The 24,578-nt window shown below is 42.7% G+C and carries 27 protein-coding genes and 1 tRNA gene; 19 read left to right on the top strand and 9 right to left on the bottom strand.

Annotation, left to right across the window (positions count from 1 at the left end):
- Positions 1–118: 118 nt before the first annotated feature.
- The 3 genes from KHS79_RS05365 to KHS79_RS05355 all read right to left on the bottom strand — a co-directional run bounded on the left by KHS79_RS05365 (position 119) and on the right by KHS79_RS05355 (position 2,985).
- Positions 119–766 (bottom strand): hypothetical protein, encoded by a 648-nt coding sequence (locus KHS79_RS05365; RefSeq protein WP_038291789.1) that lies wholly within the window; start codon positions 764–766, stop codon positions 119–121.
- On the bottom strand, positions 763–1,212 hold the full coding sequence (locus tag KHS79_RS05360) for a DNA polymerase III subunit chi (RefSeq protein WP_027709266.1): 450 nt from the start codon (positions 1,210–1,212) through the stop codon (positions 763–765). Before KHS79_RS05360 ends, KHS79_RS05365 begins: the two co-directional genes overlap by 4 nt.
- A 276-nt stretch (positions 1,213–1,488) precedes the next feature.
- Positions 1,489–2,985 (bottom strand): leucyl aminopeptidase, encoded by a 1,497-nt coding sequence (locus KHS79_RS05355; RefSeq protein WP_212717359.1) that lies wholly within the window; start codon positions 2,983–2,985, stop codon positions 1,489–1,491.
- Positions 2,986–3,474: 489 nt separating this feature from the next.
- Here KHS79_RS05355 and lptF point away from each other — a divergent pair, with 489 nt between their 5' ends.
- Together lptF and lptG are read left to right on the top strand one after the other, a co-directional pair.
- Positions 3,475–4,587 carry an LPS export ABC transporter permease LptF gene (gene lptF / locus KHS79_RS05350; RefSeq protein ID WP_233468234.1) on the top strand — a complete coding sequence of 371 codons (1,113 nt, stop codon included), beginning with the start codon at positions 3,475–3,477 and terminating at the stop codon, positions 4,585–4,587.
- A gap of 4 nt (positions 4,588–4,591) precedes the next feature.
- Entirely contained in the window at positions 4,592–5,656 is a 1,065-nt protein-coding gene (gene lptG, locus KHS79_RS05345; protein WP_027709263.1) for an LPS export ABC transporter permease LptG, read from the top strand.
- Positions 5,657–5,777: 121 nt separating this feature from the next.
- On the opposite strand, the gene KHS79_RS05340 is transcribed toward lptG, so the two are convergent.
- Entirely contained in the window at positions 5,778–6,266 is a 489-nt protein-coding gene (locus KHS79_RS05340; protein ID WP_212717358.1) for an RDD family protein, read from the bottom strand.
- A gap of 565 nt (positions 6,267–6,831) precedes the next feature.
- Here KHS79_RS05340 and KHS79_RS05335 point away from each other — a divergent pair.
- Entirely contained in the window at positions 6,832–7,224 is a 393-nt protein-coding gene (locus KHS79_RS05335; protein WP_212717357.1) for a hypothetical protein, read from the top strand.
- Between the two features lie 85 nt (positions 7,225–7,309).
- Here the strand turns inward: KHS79_RS05335 and KHS79_RS05330 are convergent, their stop codons facing one another.
- From KHS79_RS05330 to KHS79_RS05315, 4 genes are all read right to left on the bottom strand, one after another.
- Entirely contained in the window at positions 7,310–7,729 is a 420-nt protein-coding gene (locus KHS79_RS05330; RefSeq protein WP_027709260.1) for a hypothetical protein, read from the bottom strand.
- A 244-nt stretch (positions 7,730–7,973) separates the two neighbouring features.
- On the bottom strand, positions 7,974–8,147 hold the full coding sequence (locus KHS79_RS05325) for a hypothetical protein (RefSeq protein ID WP_212717356.1): 174 nt from the start codon (positions 8,145–8,147) through the stop codon (positions 7,974–7,976).
- Positions 8,148–8,697: 550 nt separating this feature from the next.
- Complete coding sequence (locus KHS79_RS05320; RefSeq protein WP_212717350.1) at positions 8,698–8,847, bottom strand: hypothetical protein; 150 nt, start codon at positions 8,845–8,847, stop codon at positions 8,698–8,700.
- A gap of 304 nt (positions 8,848–9,151) precedes the next feature.
- Positions 9,152–9,238: transfer RNA gene (locus KHS79_RS05315), tRNA-Leu, on the bottom strand.
- A gap of 196 nt (positions 9,239–9,434) precedes the next feature.
- Here KHS79_RS05315 and queA point away from each other — a divergent pair.
- The 6 genes from queA to KHS79_RS05285 all read left to right on the top strand — a co-directional run bounded on the left by queA (position 9,435) and on the right by KHS79_RS05285 (position 15,730).
- Positions 9,435–10,469, top strand: a complete 1,035-nt coding sequence (queA, locus tag KHS79_RS05310; protein WP_212717348.1) for a tRNA preQ1(34) S-adenosylmethionine ribosyltransferase-isomerase QueA — start codon at positions 9,435–9,437, stop codon at positions 10,467–10,469.
- A 56-nt stretch (positions 10,470–10,525) separates the two neighbouring features.
- Entirely contained in the window at positions 10,526–11,647 is a 1,122-nt protein-coding gene (gene tgt / locus KHS79_RS05305; RefSeq protein ID WP_212717561.1) for a tRNA guanosine(34) transglycosylase Tgt, read from the top strand.
- 69 nt (positions 11,648–11,716) lie between these two features.
- Entirely contained in the window at positions 11,717–12,049 is a 333-nt protein-coding gene (gene yajC, locus KHS79_RS05300) for a preprotein translocase subunit YajC (protein ID WP_027708601.1), read from the top strand.
- 85 nt (positions 12,050–12,134) lie between these two features.
- The gene (gene secD / locus KHS79_RS05295; protein ID WP_212717346.1) at positions 12,135–13,997 is read left to right on the top strand and encodes a protein translocase subunit SecD; all 1,863 of its coding nucleotides are present in this window, start codon (positions 12,135–12,137) and stop codon (positions 13,995–13,997) included.
- Between the two features lie 24 nt (positions 13,998–14,021).
- Positions 14,022–14,936, top strand: coding sequence for a protein translocase subunit SecF (gene secF / locus KHS79_RS05290; RefSeq protein ID WP_212717344.1), 915 nt, complete (start codon positions 14,022–14,024; stop codon positions 14,934–14,936).
- 101 nt (positions 14,937–15,037) lie between these two features.
- Complete coding sequence (locus KHS79_RS05285; protein WP_027708604.1) at positions 15,038–15,730, top strand: SDR family oxidoreductase; 693 nt, start codon at positions 15,038–15,040, stop codon at positions 15,728–15,730.
- Positions 15,731–15,800: 70 nt separating this feature from the next.
- On the opposite strand, the gene KHS79_RS05280 is transcribed toward KHS79_RS05285, so the two are convergent.
- A complete protein-coding gene (locus KHS79_RS05280) occupies positions 15,801–16,619 on the bottom strand; it encodes an inositol monophosphatase family protein (RefSeq protein ID WP_027708605.1) in 819 nt (272 codons plus the stop codon).
- 472 nt (positions 16,620–17,091) lie between these two features.
- Between KHS79_RS05280 and trmJ the strand changes: the two genes are divergently transcribed.
- The 10 genes from trmJ (at position 17,092) to iscX (ending at position 24,553) form a co-directional block, all read left to right on the top strand.
- Positions 17,092–17,829 (top strand): tRNA (cytosine(32)/uridine(32)-2'-O)-methyltransferase TrmJ, encoded by a 738-nt coding sequence (gene trmJ, locus KHS79_RS05275; RefSeq protein WP_094786375.1) that lies wholly within the window; start codon positions 17,092–17,094, stop codon positions 17,827–17,829.
- A 97-nt stretch (positions 17,830–17,926) separates the two neighbouring features.
- Positions 17,927–18,775 (top strand): serine O-acetyltransferase, encoded by an 849-nt coding sequence (cysE, locus tag KHS79_RS05270; RefSeq protein ID WP_084611246.1) that lies wholly within the window; start codon positions 17,927–17,929, stop codon positions 18,773–18,775.
- 133 nt (positions 18,776–18,908) lie between these two features.
- Positions 18,909–19,406, top strand: coding sequence for a Fe-S cluster assembly transcriptional regulator IscR (gene iscR, locus KHS79_RS05265; protein WP_027708607.1), 498 nt, complete (start codon positions 18,909–18,911; stop codon positions 19,404–19,406).
- A gap of 46 nt (positions 19,407–19,452) precedes the next feature.
- Entirely contained in the window at positions 19,453–20,667 is a 1,215-nt protein-coding gene (locus KHS79_RS05260; protein ID WP_212717342.1) for an IscS subfamily cysteine desulfurase, read from the top strand.
- 36 nt (positions 20,668–20,703) lie between these two features.
- Positions 20,704–21,120, top strand: a complete 417-nt coding sequence (gene iscU / locus KHS79_RS05255; RefSeq protein WP_027708609.1) for a Fe-S cluster assembly scaffold IscU — start codon at positions 20,704–20,706, stop codon at positions 21,118–21,120.
- Between the two features lie 77 nt (positions 21,121–21,197).
- The gene (iscA, locus tag KHS79_RS05250; RefSeq protein WP_212717340.1) at positions 21,198–21,521 is read left to right on the top strand and encodes an iron-sulfur cluster assembly protein IscA; all 324 of its coding nucleotides are present in this window, start codon (positions 21,198–21,200) and stop codon (positions 21,519–21,521) included.
- Positions 21,522–21,544: 23 nt separating this feature from the next.
- Positions 21,545–22,090 (top strand): Fe-S protein assembly co-chaperone HscB, encoded by a 546-nt coding sequence (hscB, locus tag KHS79_RS05245; protein ID WP_212717338.1) that lies wholly within the window; start codon positions 21,545–21,547, stop codon positions 22,088–22,090.
- Positions 22,091–22,115: 25 nt separating this feature from the next.
- Positions 22,116–23,984, top strand: a complete 1,869-nt coding sequence (gene hscA, locus KHS79_RS05240) for a Fe-S protein assembly chaperone HscA (RefSeq protein ID WP_212717336.1) — start codon at positions 22,116–22,118, stop codon at positions 23,982–23,984.
- Positions 23,984–24,322: an ISC system 2Fe-2S type ferredoxin gene (gene fdx / locus KHS79_RS05235; RefSeq protein WP_027708613.1), complete on the top strand. Its 339-nt coding sequence runs from the start codon at positions 23,984–23,986 to the stop codon at positions 24,320–24,322. Before hscA ends, fdx begins: the two co-directional genes overlap by 1 nt.
- A 30-nt stretch (positions 24,323–24,352) precedes the next feature.
- Positions 24,353–24,553 (top strand): Fe-S cluster assembly protein IscX, encoded by a 201-nt coding sequence (gene iscX / locus KHS79_RS05230; RefSeq protein WP_212717333.1) that lies wholly within the window; start codon positions 24,353–24,355, stop codon positions 24,551–24,553.
- Positions 24,554–24,578: the final 25 nt, after the last annotated feature.

The raw sequence follows: 24,578 nt of genomic DNA, 5'->3' as shown, positions 1-24,578 counted from the left end.
CAAATAGTGTTAACAGGCCCTAGTAAAACTAAAGCGTGATAACCAACGTAAAGTGAACCTACTAGTAGAAATAGGGGACTAGTAATACCCAGAAAGTATGTACTAACGGTGAGTTTGCTTAATTATCCATGAACCGGTTTACAATCTGTTGTATTTGGGAGCGCAGCCGCTTATGAAACTCAGCTTCTATTTGTGGAATATATTCATCGATAATTTCTTGTAAAATAAGCTCGCTTTCTAACTCTAAGGCGCGCTTTAGTTTATTTTTTTTAGCTTGGTTTAACGACTCTGCTTGTGACACTTCGGTAAAAATAGCCTGTTTATGTTGTTCTGCTTCTTGTTGAAGCGAGGTAGATTTAGGGGAGCTAAGTTTATCTAAAGTTTCTGCAGGAAGAAATGGGTTTATCGATCCATTGAGTGTAGGTATTTCTTGTAACTCAGGCGTTTTTTGCTGATCAGCTTGATAATTGGTTTCTGCGATATCTTCCAGAATAGGAATATTATCGTCATAGCGCTGGACTGATGCGCCATCATCATCAAACACCAGGCTTTCAGAGACAAAAAAGAGGTCAGTTTCACCACTATTGTCCTTTTCGCTAGCGTGGTTCAAGTTATCTATTTCAGCGTTTGCACTGACCAGATTGAAAGCGGGTGCCGCTGATGTATGAGGAAAAGTAGGTTGTTCATCATCCAAAAGGCTTTTTATTGACTCAAGGTCATGGATTAAGGCTTCTGTTTTTTCTCTGGATGGTTTGAGCTTAGTCATTCTCGCATCGTTTTTCGTAAGTCATGTGTGTGCAAAGGATAACCACTTTCACGATAAATCATGAAGTTCTTACGAGAGTTTTTGCGACTTTCTTCATGACCATAAACGATTTCTGAGACACGGTTAAAATGTGAAAATGCTTCAGGAATCGTGTTGGCTAAATTGATTAAAACATCATAAGGGGGATGAGGAGGATTTTGCCAGCCAATGGCCACTTTATTGTCCTTGGTACGCGGACTTTGTGCGTCAAGAATATGATGTGGAATAAAACTATCAGGGCGAAAAGACCACAGAAGCTGGTCAAAAAGTTGAGCATCAGCTTGCGTATTTAAATGTGCGTAAATGTGATGCCCCATTTTGTAAGCTTTTTCAATAAGTCGGCAAGCAAACTGCCATTGGGCATCCTGTGTTGTGCCTTGGACAATATAAAAATCAACTCGAGGCATAAAAACTATTACTACTCATTTGTGGCAAGGAAAAGACTGAAAGAATTGAAGTGCTCGATACTCATGAAGCATTGTATTTGAGTGAGCTTGCATCAGCCGTATACCCATAAGCACCAAACACCAGCTTTGGGTACACGTGATGTATAGTTTAGTGACTTGAGGCCAAAATAGCCATTTTGCTTAGCTAGGGCCTTTTAACACTATTTGAACTCATCACTGCCGAAGACTCTTTTTTCGCCTAGCTCAAATAGTGTTCACAGGCCCTAGTAGAAAAGGCTAGTTGGCTTGGTCAATAAGATACTGCGTCAACAAAGGAACAGGTCGTCCAGAAGCATTCTTTTTCTCACCACTTGTCCAAGCAACACCTGCAATATCTAAATGTGCCCAAGGGTAACTTTTGGTAAAGCGAGATAAGAAACAGGCGGCTGTGATGGTGCCTGCTTTGGGACCACCGATGTTGGCCATATCGGCAAATGGGCTATCAAGCTGTTCCTGATAATCTTCCCACAGAGGAAGCTGCCAAGCTCGATCATAAGCGGTTTGACTTGCATCAAGTAGCTGGTTGGCAAGCTCATCATTGTTGCTGCAAAGTGCAGAGGTATGTGCACCCAGTGCCACGACACAAGCCCCTGTCAGGGTGGCAATATCAATCACTGCTGCAGGCTTGAAGCGCTCTGCATAGGTTAGAGTGTCACAAAGAACTAGGCGTCCTTCTGCATCTGTATTTAGAATCTCAATCGTAAGGCCTGCCATTGAAGTGACAATATCGCCTGGCTTTGTGGCTTTACCGCTGGGAAGATTTTCTGCCGCAGCAATAATGCCTACCACATTAATGGGTAATTGAAGTTCAACAATGGTACGTAAGGTGCCCATTACGCTGGCAGCCCCACACATGTCGTATTTCATTTCATCCATGTTAGCCGCAGGCTTTAGGCTGATACCGCCACTATCAAAGGTTATTCCTTTGCCTACTAATACGTAAGGCGCCTGGTTTTTTTTGCCGCCATTATACTCAACAACGATAAGGCGAGGGGGCTCCTCTGTGCCAGCCGTTACTGAAAGAAAGGCGCCCATATTTAAAGCTTTTATCTCTTTTTCAGTTAATGCTGTGGCTTTAACATTGTTAAAGTCTTTCTCCAAAGCTTTTGCTTCTTTTGCTAAATAACGTGGTGTACAGACATTTGCAGGAAGATTGCCAAGGTCTTTGGCTTTATAGATACCATTGATAAGGGCTTTACCATGCAGGCAGGCTTGTTTCAGGCTTTGCTGCTCATCTTTGTCACTGTGACAGAAGGTAACTTTGGTGAGAGCGTATTTTTTTAGTGCTTTTTTATCTGTTTTAAACTGATCAAATGAGTAGCTTTGCTGGCCAATAGCTTGAATAATGTGTCGTGTTTTCCAATAAGCATCATGACCACCTACAGATAAATCCTCTGCTAAAGTGATTACGGCATTTTTACTTGCGGTATTCAGCAAGGTATTAATAGCACTATTGACAATGGAAAAGAATTTTTTAGGGGTTAAGGATTCTGCTTTACCTGCACCCACTAATAAAACACGTTTTGCTGTAATGTTAGGTACATGAGGTAGCAGGAGTACTTCTCCTGGTTTTCCTGTCATATCGCCTTGCTTTAATACTTGGCTTAAAAATCCTTCACTCGCTTGGTCTAGTGCTTCACCTGTAGTGGATAAAGAGCGATTAGCAAAAACAGCGGTCACTAAACAGTCTGTATTTTGTTCACTGGGGTGAGTGGATTTGGTAACGAAATCCATGAATACTCCATTATTGATAAGTCAGTACACAGGATATGTCCCCTTCATGATGGTGGTAAACCATCTTCTGTGGGGCATGCTAAAAGTACGTAGGTGTGATTAGCTTTGCAGATAATGAACGAAGAGTAGTGAGATTTCTTATGTTTTGTATTGAACAATGCTGCAAAAACATTCACACTTCTGGCGACCTAGTGTATCAGTTAGTTTCCTTAGTTCACAAATCTATCCCTTTAAGCCAAAAGAGTGAAAACAAGCGTACACTTTTTGGGTGGACTAAAAGTGTGCAAATAGCTTGAGTAGCGTAACTTTTATCGCTCTTTGAGGTCTCAGGTATAGTTCTTGGTGGTCATAGACTCAGAGGTTTTGTAATTATGTACTAAGCATCTAAGTCTGTATTTTTTACCCTTTTATTTAGGGTAACTGTACTACAAAGTCCGTGTTCTTGGTTTTTTGGGTTATAGAATCAGTTATAGAAAAGGGCGTCAGCCGTTGATTATTTTTCGGTATTTGGCAAAAGAAGTTGTTTATACAATGGCAGCCGTCAGTGGTGTGCTGTTATTGATCATTATGAGTGGCCGATTTATCCGCTATTTGGGAGAAGCTGCTACAGGGCAGTTACGGGCGGACTTTTTATTTGCCATTATGGGCTACCGGCTGCCAGGTTTTTTAGAGTTGATTGTACCACTGGGTTTATTTTTAGGCATATTGCTTGCCTATGGCCGTCTTTATGTAGAAAGCGAGATGGCTGTATTAACCGCTTGTGGGGTTAGCCAAAACCAGATTCTTAAGATGACCATGATTCCTGCGCTGTTCATTGCCATTTTAGTGGGGTTTATGGGAATTGTGGTCAGTCCTTGGGGGGCAAACCATGTTGAAAATATTTTTGCTCAACAGGATGCGATGACTGAATTTGAAACCTTGGTACCTGGCCGTTTTCAGGGGCAAGAAGGTGCAGGGCGTGTAACCTATACAGAAGAATTGTTTGATGACCGGCAACGTATGCGCAATGTTTTTATCTCTCACAGTAACCCTGATGATATTAAACGACGCTTGACGGTTTTGGTTGCTGAGGAAGGAACTCAGCAAATTGATGATGCAACAGGTGCACGTTACTTGGTATTACATAATGGCTATCGTTATGATGGCACACCTGGCCAACCTGATTATAGAGTGACGAAGTACAAGATATACGGCATCAAGATGCCTGAAAGTAAAGTAACCAAAGAAAGCCCCAAAGAAAAAGCAATCGCAACAAGTGTCTTATGGCACTCTGATAAACCAGAACACCAGGCTGAGTTACAGTGGCGCCTTTCGCTTCCTATAATTGTCTTGGTAGTTACCTTCCTAGCCGTCCCTCTTAGTAAAGTAAATCCACGCCAAGGACGCTTTTTGAAACTACTGCCTGCGGTATTAATCTACTTGCTATATCTTGCGCTGCTAATAGGTCTGAAAGGGGCAATTGAAGACGGTAAAGTGAGTTCTTTCCCTGTGTTATGGCCTGCGCATCTTATATTTATTGGTGTTGCGTGGTTGCTTCTTAGTAAAGATAACTTACCACGTATGATAAAGCGTAAAACGAAGCCCATAGCGCAGGAGGGTTAAGCCAGTGCGTCTTTTAGATCGTTATATTGGTCGTCATGTGCTTGGAGCAGTGCTGGTTGTTTTATTAATCATTGTTGCGCTGGATACACTGTTTGGCTTTGTCGCCCAGCTAGAAAGTATGCGGGCCAATTACCAGATGGCAGAAGTGTTGGAATATACGTTATTAACGATACCAAAGCGCATTTATCAATTTATACCCTTTTCAGCCATGATCGGTTGTTTAGTGGGGCTAGGAGCATTAGCCAGCAATAGTGAATTGGCCGTTATGCGTGCTGCTGGTGTATCGCTGACACGCATTTTATTTGCAGTATTAAAGCCAACCCTGCTGCTTATTTGTGTTGGTTTAGCAATCGGAGAATATGTTGCCCCATTAACTGAGCAGCTTGCGGATAGTGGACGAGCTATTGCACGCAGTGGTGATGGTAAGCAGAGCTTTTCTCAGCAGGGACTTTGGCACCGAGAAGGTGACGAATTCATGCGTTTTAACGCTGTGGAGCCCAATGGTAAGCTGCATGGTGTAACACGGATGAAGTTTAACAAGCAGCGAGAGCTGTTGGAGTCGAGCTTTGCTGAACAAGCAATTTATCAAGGCGATCACTGGGTTTTGCAGAATTTAACCCTAAATAAATTTGAGGATGGCCAGATCACAACGGTCACACTCCCAAGGTTAGAGTGGAAAACTTCACTTTCCCGAGAGCTGTTAAATGTTGTGGTTGTTAAGCCTGACGATTTAGCCATACAAGGACTTCATACTTATGTTGCATATCTTAAAGCACAAGGTTTGAACGCTGGAGAATATGAATTGGCATTTTGGCGAAAGGTTATGCAACCCTTGGCAGTGATTGCCTTAGTGCTTATTGGTATCTCATTTATTTTTGGTCCTTTGCGGACTGTGACGATGGGCTTGAGAGTTTTTACTGGTGTTGTTGTCGGGTTGATGTTTAGTATTTTACAAGACTTATTAGGGCCATCTAGTTTAGTGTTTGGTTTTCACCCACTGTTTGCCATCTTAGCGCCCATTGTGATTTGTATCGTGATTGGAAGTGCTCTTTTACGCCGGGCTGGCTAATTCCAAACTTCACGATGCTCTGTTATTTCCTCACCATTCCTAGCCCAATTGCTTAATGACTATAGGGCTAGGAGTTGGTGTTCTTAGCGGTTGACGGCCAGTAAAAAGATAGCGCAATAAGCTACTTAACTTTTGAGCTGTTTTTTGGTTTGGGAGGTAGTAATACCACGTTTGACATGGAATAGCGGTCATGCCAGGTTTTTTTATCTTTATCCACTAGCATCCACCAAAAGCCTAACCCTCCTAATCCAAGTGATACCATCCCGATCATAAAGCGTAGCAAGCACTGGTTTAATCGAATCATAGAGCCATCAGGATTTTGTACTCTTACCCGCCATACTTGCATACCAAGGGTTTGGCCACTCACGGTCCAAAACTTGGCGAAAAATCCAAATAAGACAAATAAGAGTATGGAAGCGAGTAGGGGGTCAAAGCCATTATGAGCTGATCGCGCTTTAACTTCTTCTGCCCCTAAAATGAGTGCAAGGAGAAATAAATATAAGCCAGTTGTAAGTAGTGCTAAGGCAAGCAGCAGCAAAGCGTCATAAAACATCGCTGCTACTCTTCGCCAGAGTGGCGCGGAAGGCAAAGTGATTGTCGTTTTTTCCATAGATATTAACTAACTTTCTAGTGGTTGTTTTTTCATTGCCTGTATATGTCCTCTAAAGTCACTTTTTTAGCATTCATCAGATGATATTCCTGGTACTTCGTGAGTAGGCTTTTTCACTGATCGAAAAACCGCTCATGAAATGAGCTAAAAAATAATGCGAGCATATTTTCATCAGACAAAGACGGTTTAACCCTACTTGCAGAATCTATGTTTTTTCTCGAATGACGCTTTAACTAGAGTGACTCTCAAGTTATAGCGACACTTAAGACTTATTACTCATTATGAGGTAAGTCGCTATGTGCCAGCCTACTTTCTTTAGTGACAACCCCATATTCTTTGTATATGGGATTGAATGTTAGAAGTTTGCTGAAGACATACATTCCTCTTTACCTCCAAGCGGACCATATTAACAAATTTTATGTGTTGTGTGTTGACTTGTTATCACATCACTGGTGATTTGATGACATGAAGAAAATACGAGTTGAATGTAATACTTGAAATAAAACAGGTTTATTATTTTAATTTGATCACTTTATTTATGTGATGAAAGGTTGTGAGCACACAGATGCTGAGATTAAGAAATATACCGATTAGAGTGAATGGTCAGAGAGTCTGCTTAGATGATTTATGGCTAGCATCGGGTGTGGGAACCAACTTGTCACCTACTTGCTGGTTGCAAGAGAAAACAACTCAACAGACTTTACTGGAGATGAACTTAGAGATGTCTATGAGTGAAACGGACTTGGTGTGTAGCTTAGAGGGGGCTGTTTATGCTACGCATGAGCTAAGCCAAATGTATGCTAGCTGGGTTGATGCAGAGTATGGTATTGAAGTCATAAATGCACTGCTAGCATTTGATGACTCAAGCGTACAACCAGTCAAGGAGGTGACTGATACAGTAGAAGCCGGTCATGCATTTATTGCTGCAGTAGAAAAAGAGCGAGCGCTTATCAGCTAGATAATTTATGGTAATAGACTTTATGGATCTATAACTTAAGAAATTATCGCTATCTTTCTATATGATTGACTGTCTCGAAAGAACCTCAGGCTCTTTCGAGGCGCTCTAGGAAGCCTTCAAGCTGAGTATAGTACCCCATATGGTGTGGGTGTAAGTGCAAGCCACTTAATATTTCAGCTACCCGCTTCTTCTCATCTTCTTCAAGTACGGCATGGGCTTTTTCTAAAGCAGATGCGGCAATGAGCGCTACATCAAGATACTGAGAGTGAAGGAGTCTTGTTAGGATTGTGATGCGCTCGTTATAAGTAGCTTGATGCATGACTTTAGCAATACGTTCCTGCCAGTATTTAGGCTTATTTAAAATTGTATTTGCTAAAAAGTTCCTATCTTCTGGCGACAAGTTTTGTAGAAATCGAGCCGCAGCATACATATTCTCATCATGCCAGCCGGAGTAGCTGTTCCCAATGATGGCTTTAAATGTGTTGAGTAATTCTGAATGTTCCATGATATATGCGCAATTTCGTAGTTGGATTGTGTTAAGAATTAGTGTTTTTATTTCAAATGGTCCGGAATAATGATAACGAATTGTCGCATAAATAACGTGAATAAAGTCTTGAAAAGCTATTTTATTACCAGTGCAGACTTATTTTTTGTTAAATGTAGATGTTTGTATGTCGCAATTTTGAGTGGATAGTAAGTTCAGCCCAAAAAAATATTTGTGAGATATTTCAAGTTGTAAAGGACTGGTTTTATTTATAGAGCCAGTCTTTAACAGACTGGATAAGCGTGTTAATAAATGTAGGATTTTTGTTGGTTTTTTTGTTTGATTGCTGTGCTTGATAAACTCCATGACGAAAACAGACTTTATCTTCATGGTAGTTTGCTTCTGTTTCCTTGTTGGTTGTTACTTTTTTGCTTTCCATAGGTGCTTTATGATGTTGATACTGTTGATAGGTAGTGTTAGGTCAGCATAAAACTGTGATGAGCTTTTGTTTTTGCTGAGAAATCAATTGTTTTGCACAAATAAAAGATGATTTTGAGTAGAAGCTTTTATTAGTCAAGTGACAGAGTCTATGCTGTCTGTGTGAACAAATTATACTGGAAATGTTTATTTTAAAACTGTGACTAATTCACAATTCAATTAGCGATCATTTATACCTAAAAGGTATCTAGGCTTTTAATAGCTTACTTATACTGAACAAGCTAAATGTGCTTTGGGGTAAATCAATTTAGACTATCAAGGTATTAAAAAAATAAATGTTGAGTTTCTAGAGCTGAGTTCTGCATAGCTTTTCTTGTTGGCTGTTATCAAAGTCAATATCGATATGATGAATGCATAAAATAAAATAGTCATGCTGACTAAATACCTGTTTAGATTCGTTAATATATTGCTCCCTTTATTACAATATATGGCTTAGCCATGGGTATTACCTGGTTTCAAGAAAAGCAAAAAAATGAAATGTAAAAACTGAATTACTGTTTGATGATAGCAATGGAGAGCACTGTAATGTTTAGCAGAGCCAGTCCTAAGAATAGTAGAAATCCAGTGTTAGATAATGGTGATAGTGTTTGTGGGTAACTTACTAAGTGTGGAAGCTCTGAAAGTAAAATAGTTGAGGTCATGTGAAACTCTCCTTTGGTTTATGCTAAGAAGAGTAGTTGGTTGGTGAGTATGTTTGAACAGTGTTAAATGAGGTATTAGAGGCTAATACTCGACGTTTAATTTTCTTGTTTGAGGTTTGAGGTTTGAAAGGAACTGACTGGGTAGCAGTGATGCTTAATTAGACTGTAATGAATGCGTAAGAATCATTAAGGAATCGAAGCTGCTATGGCACTAAGCAAGTGCTGATCAAGTAAGATCGTGAGTTGTTAATTAATGAGGTCTTAAGTATGCAAGCAAACGCTTTGCATGCTTAAGCTTTGGCGATGGTGCCCGGGGTCGGACTCGAACCGACACACCCGCAAAGGCGGGGGATTTTGAATCCCCTGCGTCTACCAATTTCGCCACCCGGGCTAAATGTGCGGCGCAGTATAGCAAACCCGTTGTGAAGGTCAATGCTTTTACACCCCGGCAGGATGTAAAAAGTGAATTAAATCAGCTGACTGTATACAGTTTGATCAGTACTGTACATCGAGTGTCTTGATAAAGTTAATGTCTCAAAAAACTATTTCCGTTAAAATGGCCGTTTTTTGCGGTTTAATTGAATAGTATGCGCGTTAAAGATTTCAGTTTCGAATTACCAGCAGAGCAGATTGCTCGTTACCCTACCGATCAGCGTTCTTCAAGCCGCCTCATGGTTGTTGATGGCAGCTCTGGTGCTATTGAGCATAAGTCATTTGTGGACATTGCTGATTACATGCAACCAGGTGACCTGCTTGTACTCAATGATACAAAAGTCATTCCTGCAAGGTTATACGGTACCAAAGCTACTGGTGGGAAAGTGGAAGTACTGGTTGAGCGTATCCTAGAAGATCAGCACTCAGTACTTGCACATGTTCGTGCCAGTAAAGCGCCTAAGCATGGAACATTACTCTGCTTTGATGAGGGCATACAAGCGGAAATGTTGCGGCGTGAAGGTGATCTTTTTGTACTCCGCTTTTTAGGTGAGCAGCCTGTGTTAGCGCTGCTGGATAAAATTGGACATATTCCTCTACCACCATATATTGACCGTGATGATGCACAAATTGATCGTGAGCGCTATCAAACAATATACAGCCGAACTGCAGGTGCAGTGGCTGCACCCACCGCTGGCTTGCACTTTGATCAGGCACTGTTCGACAAATTAGCAGCTAAGGGGGTTGAAAAAGCCTTCGTTACCCTTCATGTAGGAGCAGGGACGTTTCAACCTGTTAGGGTTGAAACCATTGCTGAGCACAAAATGCATAGTGAGTATCTAGAGGTAAGCCAAGCTGTTTGTGACCAAATAGCTGCAACGAAAGCGCGTGGTGGCAGAGTGGTTGCGGTGGGAACAACAACGGTCAGGTCGCTCGAAACGGCATCACGCTCAGGGTATGTTCAGCCTTATCATGGAGAAACTGATATCTTTATATACCCTGGCTATCAGTTTCAGTGTGTTGACCTTATGGTTACTAACTTTCATCTGCCAGAATCAACGCTGCTGATGTTAGTATCCGCATTTGCGGGCTATGAGCATATCATGCAGGCCTATCAAATAGCGGTGGCAGAGCAATATCGTTTTTTTAGCTACGGTGATGCTATGCTGTTGAGCCGCAGAAATGCGTAAACTGTTGACTTTATTGGTTACAAATTAGCAATTATATGAGTAGATCAGAATGCTTTATGCGCTTTGAGACACTGACAACTGATGGTCAGGCTCGGCGTGCTCGCTTGGTATTTCCAAGAGGTGTGGTAGAAACACCAACTTTTATGCCTGTTGGAACCTATGGCACTGTAAAGGGTATGTTGCCGAAGGATATAGAGGCTATTGGTGCCCAAATTATTTTGGGAAATACCTTTCACCTGATGCTAAGGCCTGGCACAGAAATTATCAGCAAACATGGTGACTTGCATGACTTTAATGGTTGGAATAAGCCTATTTTGACTGACTCTGGCGGCTTTCAGGTATTCAGCTTGGGAGAAATGCGCAAGATAACAGAAGAAGGGGTCTCTTTCCGCTCGCCCGTTGATGGTGCTAAGGTGTTTTTGAGTCCTGAGCGTTCAATGGAAGTTCAGCGTGCACTAGGTTCTGATATCGTCATGATTTTTGATGAGTGTACGCCTTATCCCGCAACAGAATCCGAAGCCAAAAAGTCGATGGAAATGTCCCTCCGTTGGGCTAAGCGAAGTCGAGAAGCTCACGGTGATAGTCCAAGTGCACTGTTTGGTATTATTCAGGGTGGGATGTATCAGCACTTGCGAGAGCTGTCTTTAGCAGGATTAAAAGCAATCGATTTTGATGGTTATGCCATTGGTGGCCTATCTGTGGGCGAGCCAAAAAACGATATGTTTCGTGTATTAGAAGGCATTACTCCGCTAATGCCGGAGAATAAACCCCGCTACTTGATGGGGGTGGGTACTCCAGAAGACTTGGTTGAAGGCGTGCGGCGTGGGGTTGATATGTTTGACTGTGTTATGCCTACTCGCAACGCAAGAAATGGGCACTTATTTACGGCTGCAGGTGTTGTAAAAATTCGCAATGCAGTACATAAGCATGATACAGGGCCTTTGGATGAAACCTGCGATTGTTATACCTGTCAGAACTTCAGTCGAGCATATCTACATCACTTAGATAAGTGTGGTGAAATTCTTAGTTCGCAGCTAAATACTATCCATAATTTACGCTACTACCAGCGGGTAATGGCCGGTTTGCGTGAAGCAATTGAAGCCGGTAAATTGAACGATTTTGTGACAGCGTTTTATCATGCGCGTGGCATGGATGTTCCGCCACTCACCACTGAGTAATTACTCTGGTTTGTATGATGGGGCTGTATTTTTAGGTTTTGACATTGTGAATGTTGAGGAGTTTGTTGCATGAGTTTGTTTATTGAGCAAGCGTTTGCGGATGCTGCTGCAGGGCAGCCTGCTGGTGGTGGCTGGGTGACGACTTTGATGATGGTTGGTTTTTTTGCCATCTTTTATTTTCTTTTGATCAGGCCACAACAGAAAAAAGCAAAAGAGCATAAGCAAATGTTGTCCCAGCTCCAGAAAGGGGATGAGGTGGTCACAAATGGTGGCATTATTGGCAAAATTACCAAAGTGTCTGATGAATTTATCACTCTTCAGGTTAATGATAACACCCAGCTTAACTTTCAGAAGGCTGCTGTTGTGGCCAGTTTACCGAAGGGTACAATCAAAGCCATTTAATCATCACTCGTCAGGGCTAGTGTAATAACTGATTAGTGTTGTGTGCCCTGACATGTTTGTTAACCAAAAGGAACAGGGCACAGCTATGCTCAATAAGTACCCGTTGTGGAAGTACTTGCTTATTGTGTTTGTTATTGTGGTAGGCGGTATTTATGCGTTGCCAAATTTATATCCCGCTGATCCAGCCATACAAATTCGTAGCAATAGTCGCTCAATAACTGTTGATGATCAACTCGTTGAGCGTACCAAGCAAATTCTTGAAACTGCGAAAATTCCTGTCAAAGCCATTGAACTGGAAAACGAAAGTTTACTTGTTCGCCTGACTGAAATGGATAATCAGGCATTAGCCAAGTCTTATCTTCATGACCAGTTAGGGACAGATTATATTGTCGCTTTAAATTTAGCACCTACCACGCCTGAATGGCTTGCATCTATTGGCGCTGAACCAATGAAGCTAGGCTTAGACTTGAGTGGTGGTGTTCACTTTTTGCTTGAAGTGGACATGAATAAAGCCGTGGATGCTCGCCTTAAAGTACTGGATAGTGAAATCCGGACAATGTTACGAAAAGAAGGTATTCGTTATCGAAATGCACCGGTTTTAGAGGATAAGTCTCATCAGCTTTCATTTCGTTCTGCGGCTGATCGAGACAAAGCTGAGCGTATGGTAAAAGCTGAACATAACCAACTGACCACGCGTGCTTTCGATAATGGTGATAAATACCTGTTGGCATACAATTTTGCGGAATCCAGGCTAATAGAAATTGAAGATTATGCCATTAAGCAAAACCTGACTTCCCTCCGTAACCGAGTGAATGAGCTTGGGGTTTCAGAGCCATTAGTCCAACGCCAAGGTCGTAATAGAATTGTTGTTGAGTTACCAGGGGTACAAGATACTGCGCAGGCTAAAGGTATTATTGGTAAAACAGCGAATCTTGAGTTTCGCTTGGAAGCTAAGGCAGATTCCACAGCAACTGAACAGTATCGTTTCAGAGATGATAAAAATCCGCCTGCTAATTTAGAGCGTGATGTCATTTTAACGGGTGACTTAGTTTCTGATGCATCTGCCAGCTTTGATGAAAATGGTCGACCACAAGTAAACATTACCTTAAACGGTAATGGTGGTGATCTTATGAATCGGGCAACACGTTATAATGTTGGACGCCGCATGGCTGTGGTTTTTATTGAGCAAAAGCCACTTCCCCCAAAGGAAATCACCAAAGTAGTTAATGGCAAGGAAGTGACTGAGATTAAGCAGTCTTTCCGGGAAGAGAAGCACATTATTAGTTTGGCGACTATTCAAAGTGCGCTTAACACTCAATTCCGTATCACTGGTTTGGATAGTGTTGCTGAGTCTTCTGAGTTAGCGCTATTACTTCGTGCTGGTGCACTAGCCGCACCTATGTACTTTGTTGAAGAGCGCACAATTGGCCCAAGCTTAGGTAAAGCAAATATTGAGATGGGCTTTAAGTCAGTTGCCGTTGGTTTTGCATTGGTGCTGGCATTTATGCTGGTGTACTACAAAGTGTTTGGTGTGTTTGCCAATATTGCTTTGACCTTTAACCTTGTCTTGCTCATAGCGGTCTTGTCGATGTTTTCGGCGACCCTGACTTTGCCAGGAATAGCAGGAATAGTGCTAACGGTGGGGATGGCTGTTGATGCCAATGTGCTGATATTCTCAAGGATTAAGGAAGAACTGGCACAAGGCCTGTCCCCTCAGCAAGCTATTCATGAAGGATATAATCGAGCATTTGTGGCTATCCTGGATGCTAATATCACCACATTTATCGTTGCAATCATTTTACTCTCTGTTGGTACCGGGCCAGTTCAGGGCTTTGCTGTTACCTTGGCGATTGGGATCGTGACTTCACTATTTACCGCAATTTTGTTTACGCGGGCAATGGTTAATATGGTCCTGGGTGGTAAGCAGTTGCAAAAACTATGGATTTAATCGGCCAGCAAGAGGATAACGATTATGAACAATGAGCGTGTCATTCAATTTATGAGTGCTCGAGTGCTGGCGGTTTTCTTTTCGTTAGCACTAATAATAGGCTCAATTGGTACCCTGGTTATTAATAATCTGCAATATGGATTGGATTTTACCGGTGGAACGCTGATTGAGTTAGGCTACGAACAACCTGTTCGCCTTGATGACATTCGGGAGCAGCTAAAGCAAGCCGGTTATGATCAAGCTACTGTACAGGAGTATGGCTCAGCAACAGATATTCTGGTTCGCTTACCTGGTGATGATCCCAAGCAGGGCGATAAAGTTGCTGGGGTTTTATCAAAAGCTTCTACAGGCAATGTTGAGCTGCATCGAGTAGAGTTTGTCGGGCCGCAAGTTGGAGAGGAGTTGCGAGAAAAAGGTGGATTAGCAATGCTGCTGGCTTTAGCTGTGGTGCTGATCTACATTGCTTTGCGTTTTCAGCTGAAGTTTGCTTTAGGGGCTGTCTTAGCTCTGGTCCATGATGTGATTATCACTTTGGGCTTTTTTGCGGTAACAGGATTTACCTTTGACTTAACCGTGCTTGCAGCGATTTTGGCGGTTATTGGTTATTCGTTAAATGATACAATTGTGGTCTCTGACCGTATTCGTGAAAACTTTCGGGTTATGCACTCTGCAACACCCATTGAAGTTATTAACTACTCGCTGACACAAACACTGGGTAGAACGTTGATAACGTCGATAACTACATTGTTAGTATTAGCGGCACTGGCAATATTTGCGGGTGAGTCATTGCAGAGCTTTTCTCTTGCACTAATAGTGGGTGTGGTCATTGGTACTTACTCATCTATTTATGTTGCAGCAAATGTGCTTATTGCTATGAAAGTCAGCAGGGAAGACTTGCTACCACCTGAGAAAGAAGAAGTTGTTGATGATATGCCTTAACATAAATTAATGGTTTCTTCTATATATTTAAAAAAAGCGGCTAATGCCGCTTTTTTTAAATATAAAATAAGACAGATATCGTCTAGTTAATGAGGTTATTTATGAAAACAATGTTAATTACAGGTGCGAGTCGGGGATTAGGCTTAGAGCTGGTAAAACAGTATGCCAGTGAGCATTGGCAGGTTATTGCCTGTTGTCGGCAGCCAGGGCAAGCAAATGAATTAACAGCTTTGGCAGAGCAATATCCAAGCATTAGTATTGAACAAGTGGATATTCTGCAAGAGGTTGATATTCAACGTTTAGCAGAAAAGTATAAACAACGGCCTATTGATTTGCTTTTTATGAATGCAGGTGCTTATGGACCTAAAGGGTATGGGTTTGATGATATTTCTACTGAGGAATGGCTCAATGTACTGCATGTAAATAGTGTAGCGCCTTTTATTTTTATTAAATACTTTTTAAAGCAGGTAATTCAAAGTGAGTTAAAACAGATTGCGTTAATGAGCAGTAAGATGGGTAGTATTGCTGATAATGGCAGTGGGGGGAGCTACATTTACCGAAGTTCTAAAGCAGCTTTAAATGCTGCTGCCAAAAGCTTGGCCATTGATTTAGCTGGAGATAATGTCAAAGTTGCAATTATTCATCCAGGTTGGGTTAAGACTCGTATGGGTGGGCCAAATGCACTTATTGATACTCAAACATCAATTAAGGGTATTAAACAATTGCTGGAAAATTTATCACTGGAAAACTCAGGTAGTTTTGTAGCCTATGATGGGCAGTTAATTCCTTGGTAAAAAGCGAGAATATCGTCAGCTTTTATTATTAATAAAGCTGACGATAACCTTGGCAATTAACGCAAGGCCGTTAGGCTTTTTTCATATCAGGTGTCAGGTAGGGGTGAATTAATTGTAAAAGTGATTTAAAGCACTTTGGGTTACCACAAGCGACCTGACCACTTTCAAAGTAACTGTGAGAGCCACTAAAGTCACCTATCAAGCCCCCAGATTCGAGGATTAACAGAATGCCTGCTGCCATGTCGTATTGATTCAGCCCATATTCCCAAAATCCATCAAGTCTTCCAGCAGCAACATAAGCAAGATCAAGTGCAGCAGAACCACCACGACGAATACCTGCAGTTTTTTCAGCAACGTTTTTCATCATGCCAAAATAGGCTTCAGCGTGTTTCATTTGATCCTGACGGAAGGGGATTCCTGTACCGATTAAAGCATCATGCATTTGCTTTCTGTTGCTGACTCTGATGCGATGGCCATTAAGTTGTGCCCCTTTACCTCGCGAGGCAGTAAATTCTTCTCCCCGGATAGGGTCAAGTACAACGCCATGTTCAATACGGCCTTTGTACTGGCAGGCAATAGAGACAGCAAAATGGGGAATACCGTGGATAAAGTTACTGGTGCCATCAAGGGGGTCAATAATCCAAAGATAATCTTTGCCGCTGCCTTTACCTTCCTGATGACCAGACTCTTCACCGAAAATACTATGGTCAGGGTAAGCCTTACGCAGCGTTTTGATGATGGTTCGTTCTGCAGCAGTGTCAATTTGAGTAACGAAATCGTGTGGAGCTTTTTCAGCAACTTCCAAGCGGTCTAATTGTTCATAGCCACGGAGTATGACTTCTCCTGCGCTTCTAGCTGCACGCAGGGCAATGTTGAGCATAGGTTGCATAGCGACTCATCTACTTGAGGTGTTAAAGAACATAAGGTGCTAACTATAGCAAATACTTTGCAGTTCAATAAGCCGCATGACTACTTATTTTTATAGCTAGTGGGGAGAGGGAATAGCGTCAACCATTTGTACTAAGAGGTGCGGATAAAGTTACATAGAGCCTGAACATAGGTTTTGTTACACTAAGCGTAATCATTCAACCTAGATGTCACTATTATTAGTATTTATCAATTGCTGCCAGTTTTTTGCTATATAGGTTGGAAGCGATTGGAGTGGTCAGTGATTTAGATATATCGAGATAAAGTATATAGTTAGCGTCTGTTGTATTTTCATTATCCTGTAAGTTATATCCATGGTGAAGTACTTAAGAGGTTGTTTCGGCTATTGTTGATTACAAGCTTAGAGCAGCTTGAAATGGATATACTCAGAAAGGATGACTAGATTTTTTAGTGAGTTGAGGATAGTAAGGTCAGTGTTAGAACGCATTCGTATTGTTTTAGTAAATACTTCCCATCCAGGAAATATTGGTGCGGTTGCTCGAGCGATGAAAACCATGGGGCTTACCAAACTGGTGCTTGTTTCCCCCGATGAATTTCCTCACCCTTATGCTACCAGCCGTGCAGCCGGTGCAGATGATATCTTGGCGCAGGCAATGGTGGTTGAGTCACTCGCAGATGCTGTGGCTGACTGTCAGTTAGTCGTTGGAACCAGTGCCCGACAGCGCAAAGTACCCTGGCCCTTAGTGAATCCTCGGGAATGTGCTCAACAGCTTTTAGCAGAAGCGCAACAGGGAGAAGTTGCATTGATATTTGGTCGAGAAGAGCATGGTCTGACAAATGATGAGTTAGCAATGTGTCAGCTACATGTTCATATTCCTGCTAATGAAACGTATAGCTCGCTTAATCTTGGTGCTGCAGTTCAGGTCATGACCTATGAAATTAGAATGCAAGCGTTGCAACTCACCCAAAGCCAATCGCTTGAAGCTTTGTCTGGGCATGATGCGCCACTGGCTACCAGTGCGGAGTTAGAACATTTGTACCAACATCTTGAGCAAACACTACAACAAATTAACTTTCTTAAAAGTGCCTCAGCACACTCAATGATGACTAAACTTCGACGAATATATCAGCGTGCTCGTTTAGAGCGACAGGAAGTTCAAATCTTGCGCGGTATTCTAAGCCAGACACAAAATAAGTCGAAAAATAAATAATTTAGCTCAAGGGTAGGCTTTTTAATAACTACAAAATTTATAGCGAAAGTCGCTATAGCCAGGAGCGATTACACAATTATTTGTTACAGGAGTGGTTATGTTTGAACGGGTCAAAGAGGATATTGCCAGCGTATTTCACCGTGATCCTGCTGCACGCAATACTTTTGAGGTATTGACCAATTACCCTGGCGTACATGCAGTGTTACTCCATCGTTTAAGTCATAAGTTATGGATTAAAGGTTTTAAGTGGTTTGCCCGTTTTGTTTCTAACTTTGGACGCTGGATGACAGGAATTGAGATCCATCCTGGTGCTAAGATCGGTCGTCGCTTTTTTATCGACCATGGTATGGGGGTGGTCATAGGTGAAACCGCTGAAATTGGTGATGATGTCACGCTTTATCAAGGCGTAACCCTGGGTGGTACAACCTGGAATAAAGGCAAACGACACCCAACACTTGGAAATGGTGTGGTAGTAGGTGCTGGCGCTAAGATCCTGGGACCTTTTGTGGTCGGTAATAATGCTAAGGTTGGCTCTAATGCAGTTGTCACCAAGGAAGTACCTGAAGGGGCAACAGTTGTTGGCATACCTGGAAGAATTATTCGGCATGCAGAAATGTCTCAGGAGGATGCAAAACGACAAGCAATGGCAAACAAGATGGGGTTTGATGCTTATGGTGTATCTGATATGCCTGACCCTGTTGCGAAAGCAATGACAGGTATTTTAGACCATATGTTGGCCGTGGATGATAAAATTGTTGTTATGTGTAAAGCACTGAAAGACTTGGGCGTTGATTATTGTGATAACAACTTGCCTGCTTTGAAAGAGGAAGATTTTGAGTGTGTCAGTGAGCATTCAGTTGATAGTCATGAACCATCTTTAAAGACTATTAATGAAGAAGAGCGGGCTGTTCATAAAGAAAAAATGAAAGAAACCAATGAGAGTTAGAGAGTGTGTCTGGCTAAATAGGCACATACTTGACTAAACCATAGGGTTAAATACTTGATCAATTTACTTGGTTAAAGCATAATACGTCGCAAGACTTTTTTAATGAACTGCGGCATATAAAGAGACTGATATTATGCGTTTAACCACCAAAGGGCGCTATGCCGTTACGGCAATGCTTGATCTAGCGCTGCATGCTGAAAAAGGCCCTGTTGCATTAGCAGATATTTCTGAGCGTCAGGGCATTTCTCTTTCTTATCTTGAACAACTTTTTGCCAAACTACGTCGTAGCCAGCTAGTGAGCAGTGTACGTGGGCCTGGTGGTGGTTATCGTCTTAGCCGTGAAAGCACAGGTATTCATGTCGCTGAGGTTATTGATGCTGTTAATGAAACCGTTGATGCCACTCGTTGCCATGGGAGTAATGATTGTCAACGGGGCGATATTTGTCTCACCCATCACTTGTGGTGTGACTTGAGTAACCAGATTCATTCCTTTTTAAGTAATATCAGTCTCGCAGATTTGGTGGCACGTCGAGAAGTACGCTTTGTTGCTTCGCGTCAGGATGAAAAACAGCAAATAAAACAAGATCATCCTTCACTTGATGAGCGCATTAATACGTCACAGATTATATAATTTGCCTGATTGAATAGATTAGCCTTTTGTTGGAGTTGTTAACCTCATGAAGCTTCCGATTTACTTTGACTATGCAGCCACCACACCTGCAGATCCCCGTGTCGCCCAAAAAATGGTTGATTATTTGACGGTTGATGGTGTGTTTGGAAACCCTGCTTCTCGCTCGCATGCCTTTGGCTGGAAAGCAGAAGAGGCTGTAGAGTTGGCACGAAAGCAAGTCGCGGAGCTGGTTAACTGTGATCCTCGTGAAATTGTCTGGACCTCTGGCGCGACAGAAGCAGATAACTTAGCTATCAAAGGTGCTGCTCATTTCTACAGTAAGAAAGGTAAGCACATTATTACTTCCCGTATAGAGCATAAAGCAGTGTTGGACCCTTGTCGTCAGTTAGAACGTGAAGGGTTTGAAGTGACCTACCTTGATCCAGATAAAGACGGGATTATTCACCCTGAAGCCGTAGCAGAAGCTATTCGTGAAGACACCATCTTAGTATCTGTCATGCATGTTAATAATGAAATTGGTGTGATTAATGATATAGCGGCGATTGGTGAAATTACCCGTAGTAAAAATATCCTTTTCCATGTTGATGCCGCCCAAAGCACTGGCAAGGTCGCGATTGACTTGGAAGCCATGAAGGTCGATTTAATGTCCTTTTCTGGACATAAGAGCTACGGGCCAAAAGGTATAGGTGCACTATATGTGCGTCGTAAGCCAAGAGTTCGGCTAGAGGCTTTGATCCATGGTGGTGGTCATGAGCGAGGAATGCGTTCTGGTACTTTGCCAACTCATCAAATTGTCGGTATGGGTGAAGCTTTTCGAATTGCAAAAGAAGAGATGGTCGCTGAGCAAGCTAAATTGTTAAAGCTACGTAATCGTTTCTGGGATCAGATTAAGGACATGGAAGAAATATATGTCAATGGTAGCTTTGAGCAGCGTGTGGCTAGCAACCTAAATGTAAGCTTTAACTTTGTTGAAGGTGAGTCACTCATTATGGCACTAAAAGATCTGGCTGTTTCTTCGGGGTCTGCATGCACCTCCGCTAGTCTTGAGCCATCCTATGTATTGAGAGCGCTAGGCCTGTCTGATGAATTAGCCCATAGCTCTATTCGCTTTAGTTTTGGCCGCTTTACCACAGAAGAAGAAATAGATTATGCCGCACAGAAAGTGCGCACTGCCGTGGATAAGTTAAGAGAGTTATCGCCTTTGTGGGATATGTATAAAGATGGTGTCGACCTGAGTAAGGTTGAATGGGTTGCCCACTAATAATTTTGCCTGATTTCGTGCTGAGGAGTTAATCAAATGGCTTACAGTGATAAAGTCATAGACCATTACGAAAACCCCCGTAATGTCGGTAAAATGGACACCGCAGACCCTGCAGTAGGTACGGGTATGGTTGGTGCACCTGCATGTGGTGACGTTATGCGTCTGCAGATTAAAGTGAATGGTCAAGGTGTGATTGAAGACGCCAAATTTAAAACGTATGGCTGTGGCTCTGCCATTGCGTCAAGCTCACTCGCAACAGAATGGATGAAAGGTAAGACGCTTGATGAGGCTGCAGAGATTAAAAATGCAACCATCGCAGAAGAGCTTGCACTGCCACCAGTAAAAATTCACTGTTCTGTATTAGCTGAAGATGCAATTAAAGCAGCTATTCAGGATTACAAAAGCAAGCAATCACCTGAGTCTGATATTACTAACAGCGCAGCTGCTGGCTAAACGCTACTGACAGTTGAAGCGAACAATGCTGTAAAGCGCTTGCCTTTACAGCATTATTGCTATGAGAGGAGTCATGTATGGCAATCACAATGACCACAGCTGCCGTCAATCATATCAGTCAGCAGATAGCTAACCGTGGTAAAGGGGTCGGGATTCGCTTAGGGGTCAAGACGACAGGCTGCTCTGGTTTGGCTTATGTACTTGAGTTTGTTGATGATGCAGCACCTGAGGATAAACTGTTTGAGCAAGGCGGTGTTCAGCTCTACGTTGATCCCAAAAGCTTAGTTTACTTGGATGGTACTGAACTTGACTTTGTCAAAGAAGGACTCAATGAAGGCTTCAAGTTTAACAACCCAAACGTGAAAGGCGAGTGTGGTTGTGGTGAGAGCTTTTCAATTTAACTAAGTAGTGAAGAGATCTTCAAATGCTTGAGCTAAAGCAGAATTATTTTGAGTTGTTTACGCTTGCGCCTAGCTTTAATGTCGATAAAGCAAAACTTGCAGAAAAATATCGAGCATTACAGCGATCATTCCATCCTGATAATTTTGCCGCTGAGTCTCAGCAGCAACAACGTTTAGCTGTTCAGTGTACAGCACATATCAACCAAGCCTATCAAGCATTGCGTTCAGATTTACTTCGTGCAGAGTATTTATTGAAATTACAAGGGATAGACCCTCAGCTAGACCGTACGACGGTATTTGATAGTGAGTTCTTGATGGAGCAAATGGCACTTCGTGAAGCGCTAGAAGAAGTGCGCTCTGCAGTAGACACTGAGGTAGCCCTTCAAGAGTTGCAAACAACCGTAGATGAGCGATTAAAAGACCTTTTTAAAGCCTTTTCAAACCTATGGGATCAAAAAGACCCTGTCGCATTAGCGCAAGCTGTTGTTGTCGTTCAAAAATTACACTTTTTCTCGAAATTACAACAACAGGTCACTGAGCTTGAAGCAGAGCTTTTAGACGATTTTTAACCCACATTAAGTTAAACGATTAAAGATGGCGTTGTTACAGATATCTGAACCCGGCCAAAGTCCTAAGCCGCATCAAAGAAAGCTGGCAGTAGGCATTGATTTAGGCACAACCAACTCATTGGTAGCGGCTGTTCGCAGTGGTTCGCCAGAAACCCTTGCTGATGAGCAAGGCCATCACATACTACCCTCAGTGGTACATTATCAGACAGGTGGCGTTCGTGTGGGGCTTGAAGCCAAGCAACAGGCAGCTGAAGACCCTGAAAATACCATTATTTCTGTTAAGCGAATGATGGGGCGCGGACTCCATGATATTCGGCAACAGGGTAACTACTCTCCCTATCGTTTTGTTGATACTGATGGGATGCCTAACCTGTTGACATGTGCAGGTGAAATTAACCCTGTGCAGGTTTCTGCTGAAATCTTAAAGGTGCTCATCGCTAGAGGTAAGGCCAGTCTGGGCGGGGACTTAGTCGGGGCTGTTATAACTGTACCTGCTTACTTTGATGATGCACAGCGCCAAGCAACCAAGGATGCAGCGCGGCTGGCAGGCATCCACGTGCTGAGGCTGCTAAATGAGCCAACCGCAGCCGCAGTGGCTTATGGTTTAGACCAGCGTCAGGATGGCGTTATAGCTGTTTATGACTTAGGTGGAGGCACCTTTGATATCTCCATTTTGCGTTTGTCAAAAGGCGTCTTTGAAGTATTAGCAACAGGTGGTGATTCTGCTTTAGGGGGTGATGACTTTGACCACTGTATTGCTGAGTGGATCATGCAGCAGGCTGGATTAAAGGCTGAGGCACTTTCAACGTCAGAACAGCGTTCCCTTCTTTCGATTGCATGTAAGGCAAAAGAAGCGCTAACGAATAGTAATGAGGTTGAAGTTAGCTTTCTAAACTGGTCAGGTTTGTTACAACGTGAAGAGTGTGATGAATTATTTCGGCCACTGATTCAAAAGACATTGCGCGCAGTCAAGCGAGCAGTGCGTGATGCTGACTTAAACGTTAATGAAGTTGATGAAGTGGTTATGGTTGGAGGCTCAACGCGTGTTCCAGCGGTTCGACAGGCGGTCTCTACGTTATTGAATCGGGAGCCTTTAATTTCTATAGACCCTGATCGTGTCGTGGCCTTAGGCGCTGCTATCCAAGCTGATGTCCTGGCAGGTAACAAGCGCTCTGATGACATGCTGTTACTGGATGTCATTCCGTTATCACTGGGACTTGAAACGATGGGGGGATTGATGGAAAAAGTGATACATCGCAATACCACCATCCCAATTGCGAGAGCCCAAGAATTTACCACCTACAAAGATGGCCAAACGGCGATGTCTATTCATGTGCTTCAAGGAGAACGTGAGCTGGTAGAACATAACCGCTCCTTGGCTCGCTTCGTGCTGTCAGGTATTCCTCCCATGGTAGCTGGTGCTGCTAAGGTACGGGTTACATTTCAGGTTGATGCTGATGGGCTTTTGAGTGTGAATGCCCAAGAGTTAAGTACGGGAATAGAAAGTACAGTTGAAGTTAAACCATCATACGGTTTATCTGATGAGCTTATTTCTTCCATGTTGCAGGACTCTTATCAACATGCTCAAGATGACGCGGATCAGCGTAACCTTAAAGAGCAACAGGTAGAGGCTGAACGACTGCTGGAAGCTATAACCTCTGCCCTAGCTGAGGATGGACACTTGCTGGCGACTGAAGAGCGCCAGCAGGTTGACCGTGAAGTGGCTCAGTTGCAACAACTAGCTGAAGGTGAAGATGCTGATGCTATAAAGCAAGCTATTGAGCAAACAGCCAAAATAACCGATGAGTTTGCAGCCCGTAGAATGAATGCAGCAGTCAGCAAAGCGTTGTCAGGTCACTCGATTGTAGATTTTGATACTGAGGAACAACAGTAATGCCACAAATTGTCTTTTTACCTCATGATGAGCTATGCCCTGATGGCGCTGTTGTTGAAGCTGAAGCAGGTGAGTCTATATGTGATGTGGCATTGCGTCATGATATTGAGATAGAGCATGCGTGCGAAAAATCCTGTGCATGTACTACGTGCCATGTCGTTGTTCGCGAAGGTTATTATTCTATGGAACCTGCGGATGACTTGGAAGAAGATATGCTGGATAAAGCATGGGGCTTGGAGCCTGAGTCTCGTTTGAGCTGTCAGGCGTTGGTTGGTGATACTGACCTCGTTGTAGAAATTCCGAAGTATACGGTTAATCAGGTCTCTGAAAGACATTAGGTGATTTTCTTACATTGAGGTAGCAGACAAATGAGTTTGTGCTGGACTGATGTAAATGATATTGCGATTGAGCTGGTAGAGCAGTATCAGGATATTGATCCGCGTTATGTAAACTTTGTAGATTTACGCAACTGGGTAATGGCGCTTCCGGGCTTTGATGATGACCCTCAGCACTGTGGTGAGAAAATACTCGAAGCGATTCAAGCTGCCTGGATTGAAGAAGCCGACTGATTAGCGGTCACCTCATCGGTCAAGA

The sequence above is a fragment of the Zooshikella ganghwensis genome (genome assembly GCF_018263875.1).
Classification (GTDB): Bacteria; Pseudomonadota; Gammaproteobacteria; order Pseudomonadales; family Zooshikellaceae; genus Zooshikella; species Zooshikella ganghwensis.
This window is presented reverse-complemented; position numbering and strand designations above follow the sequence as displayed.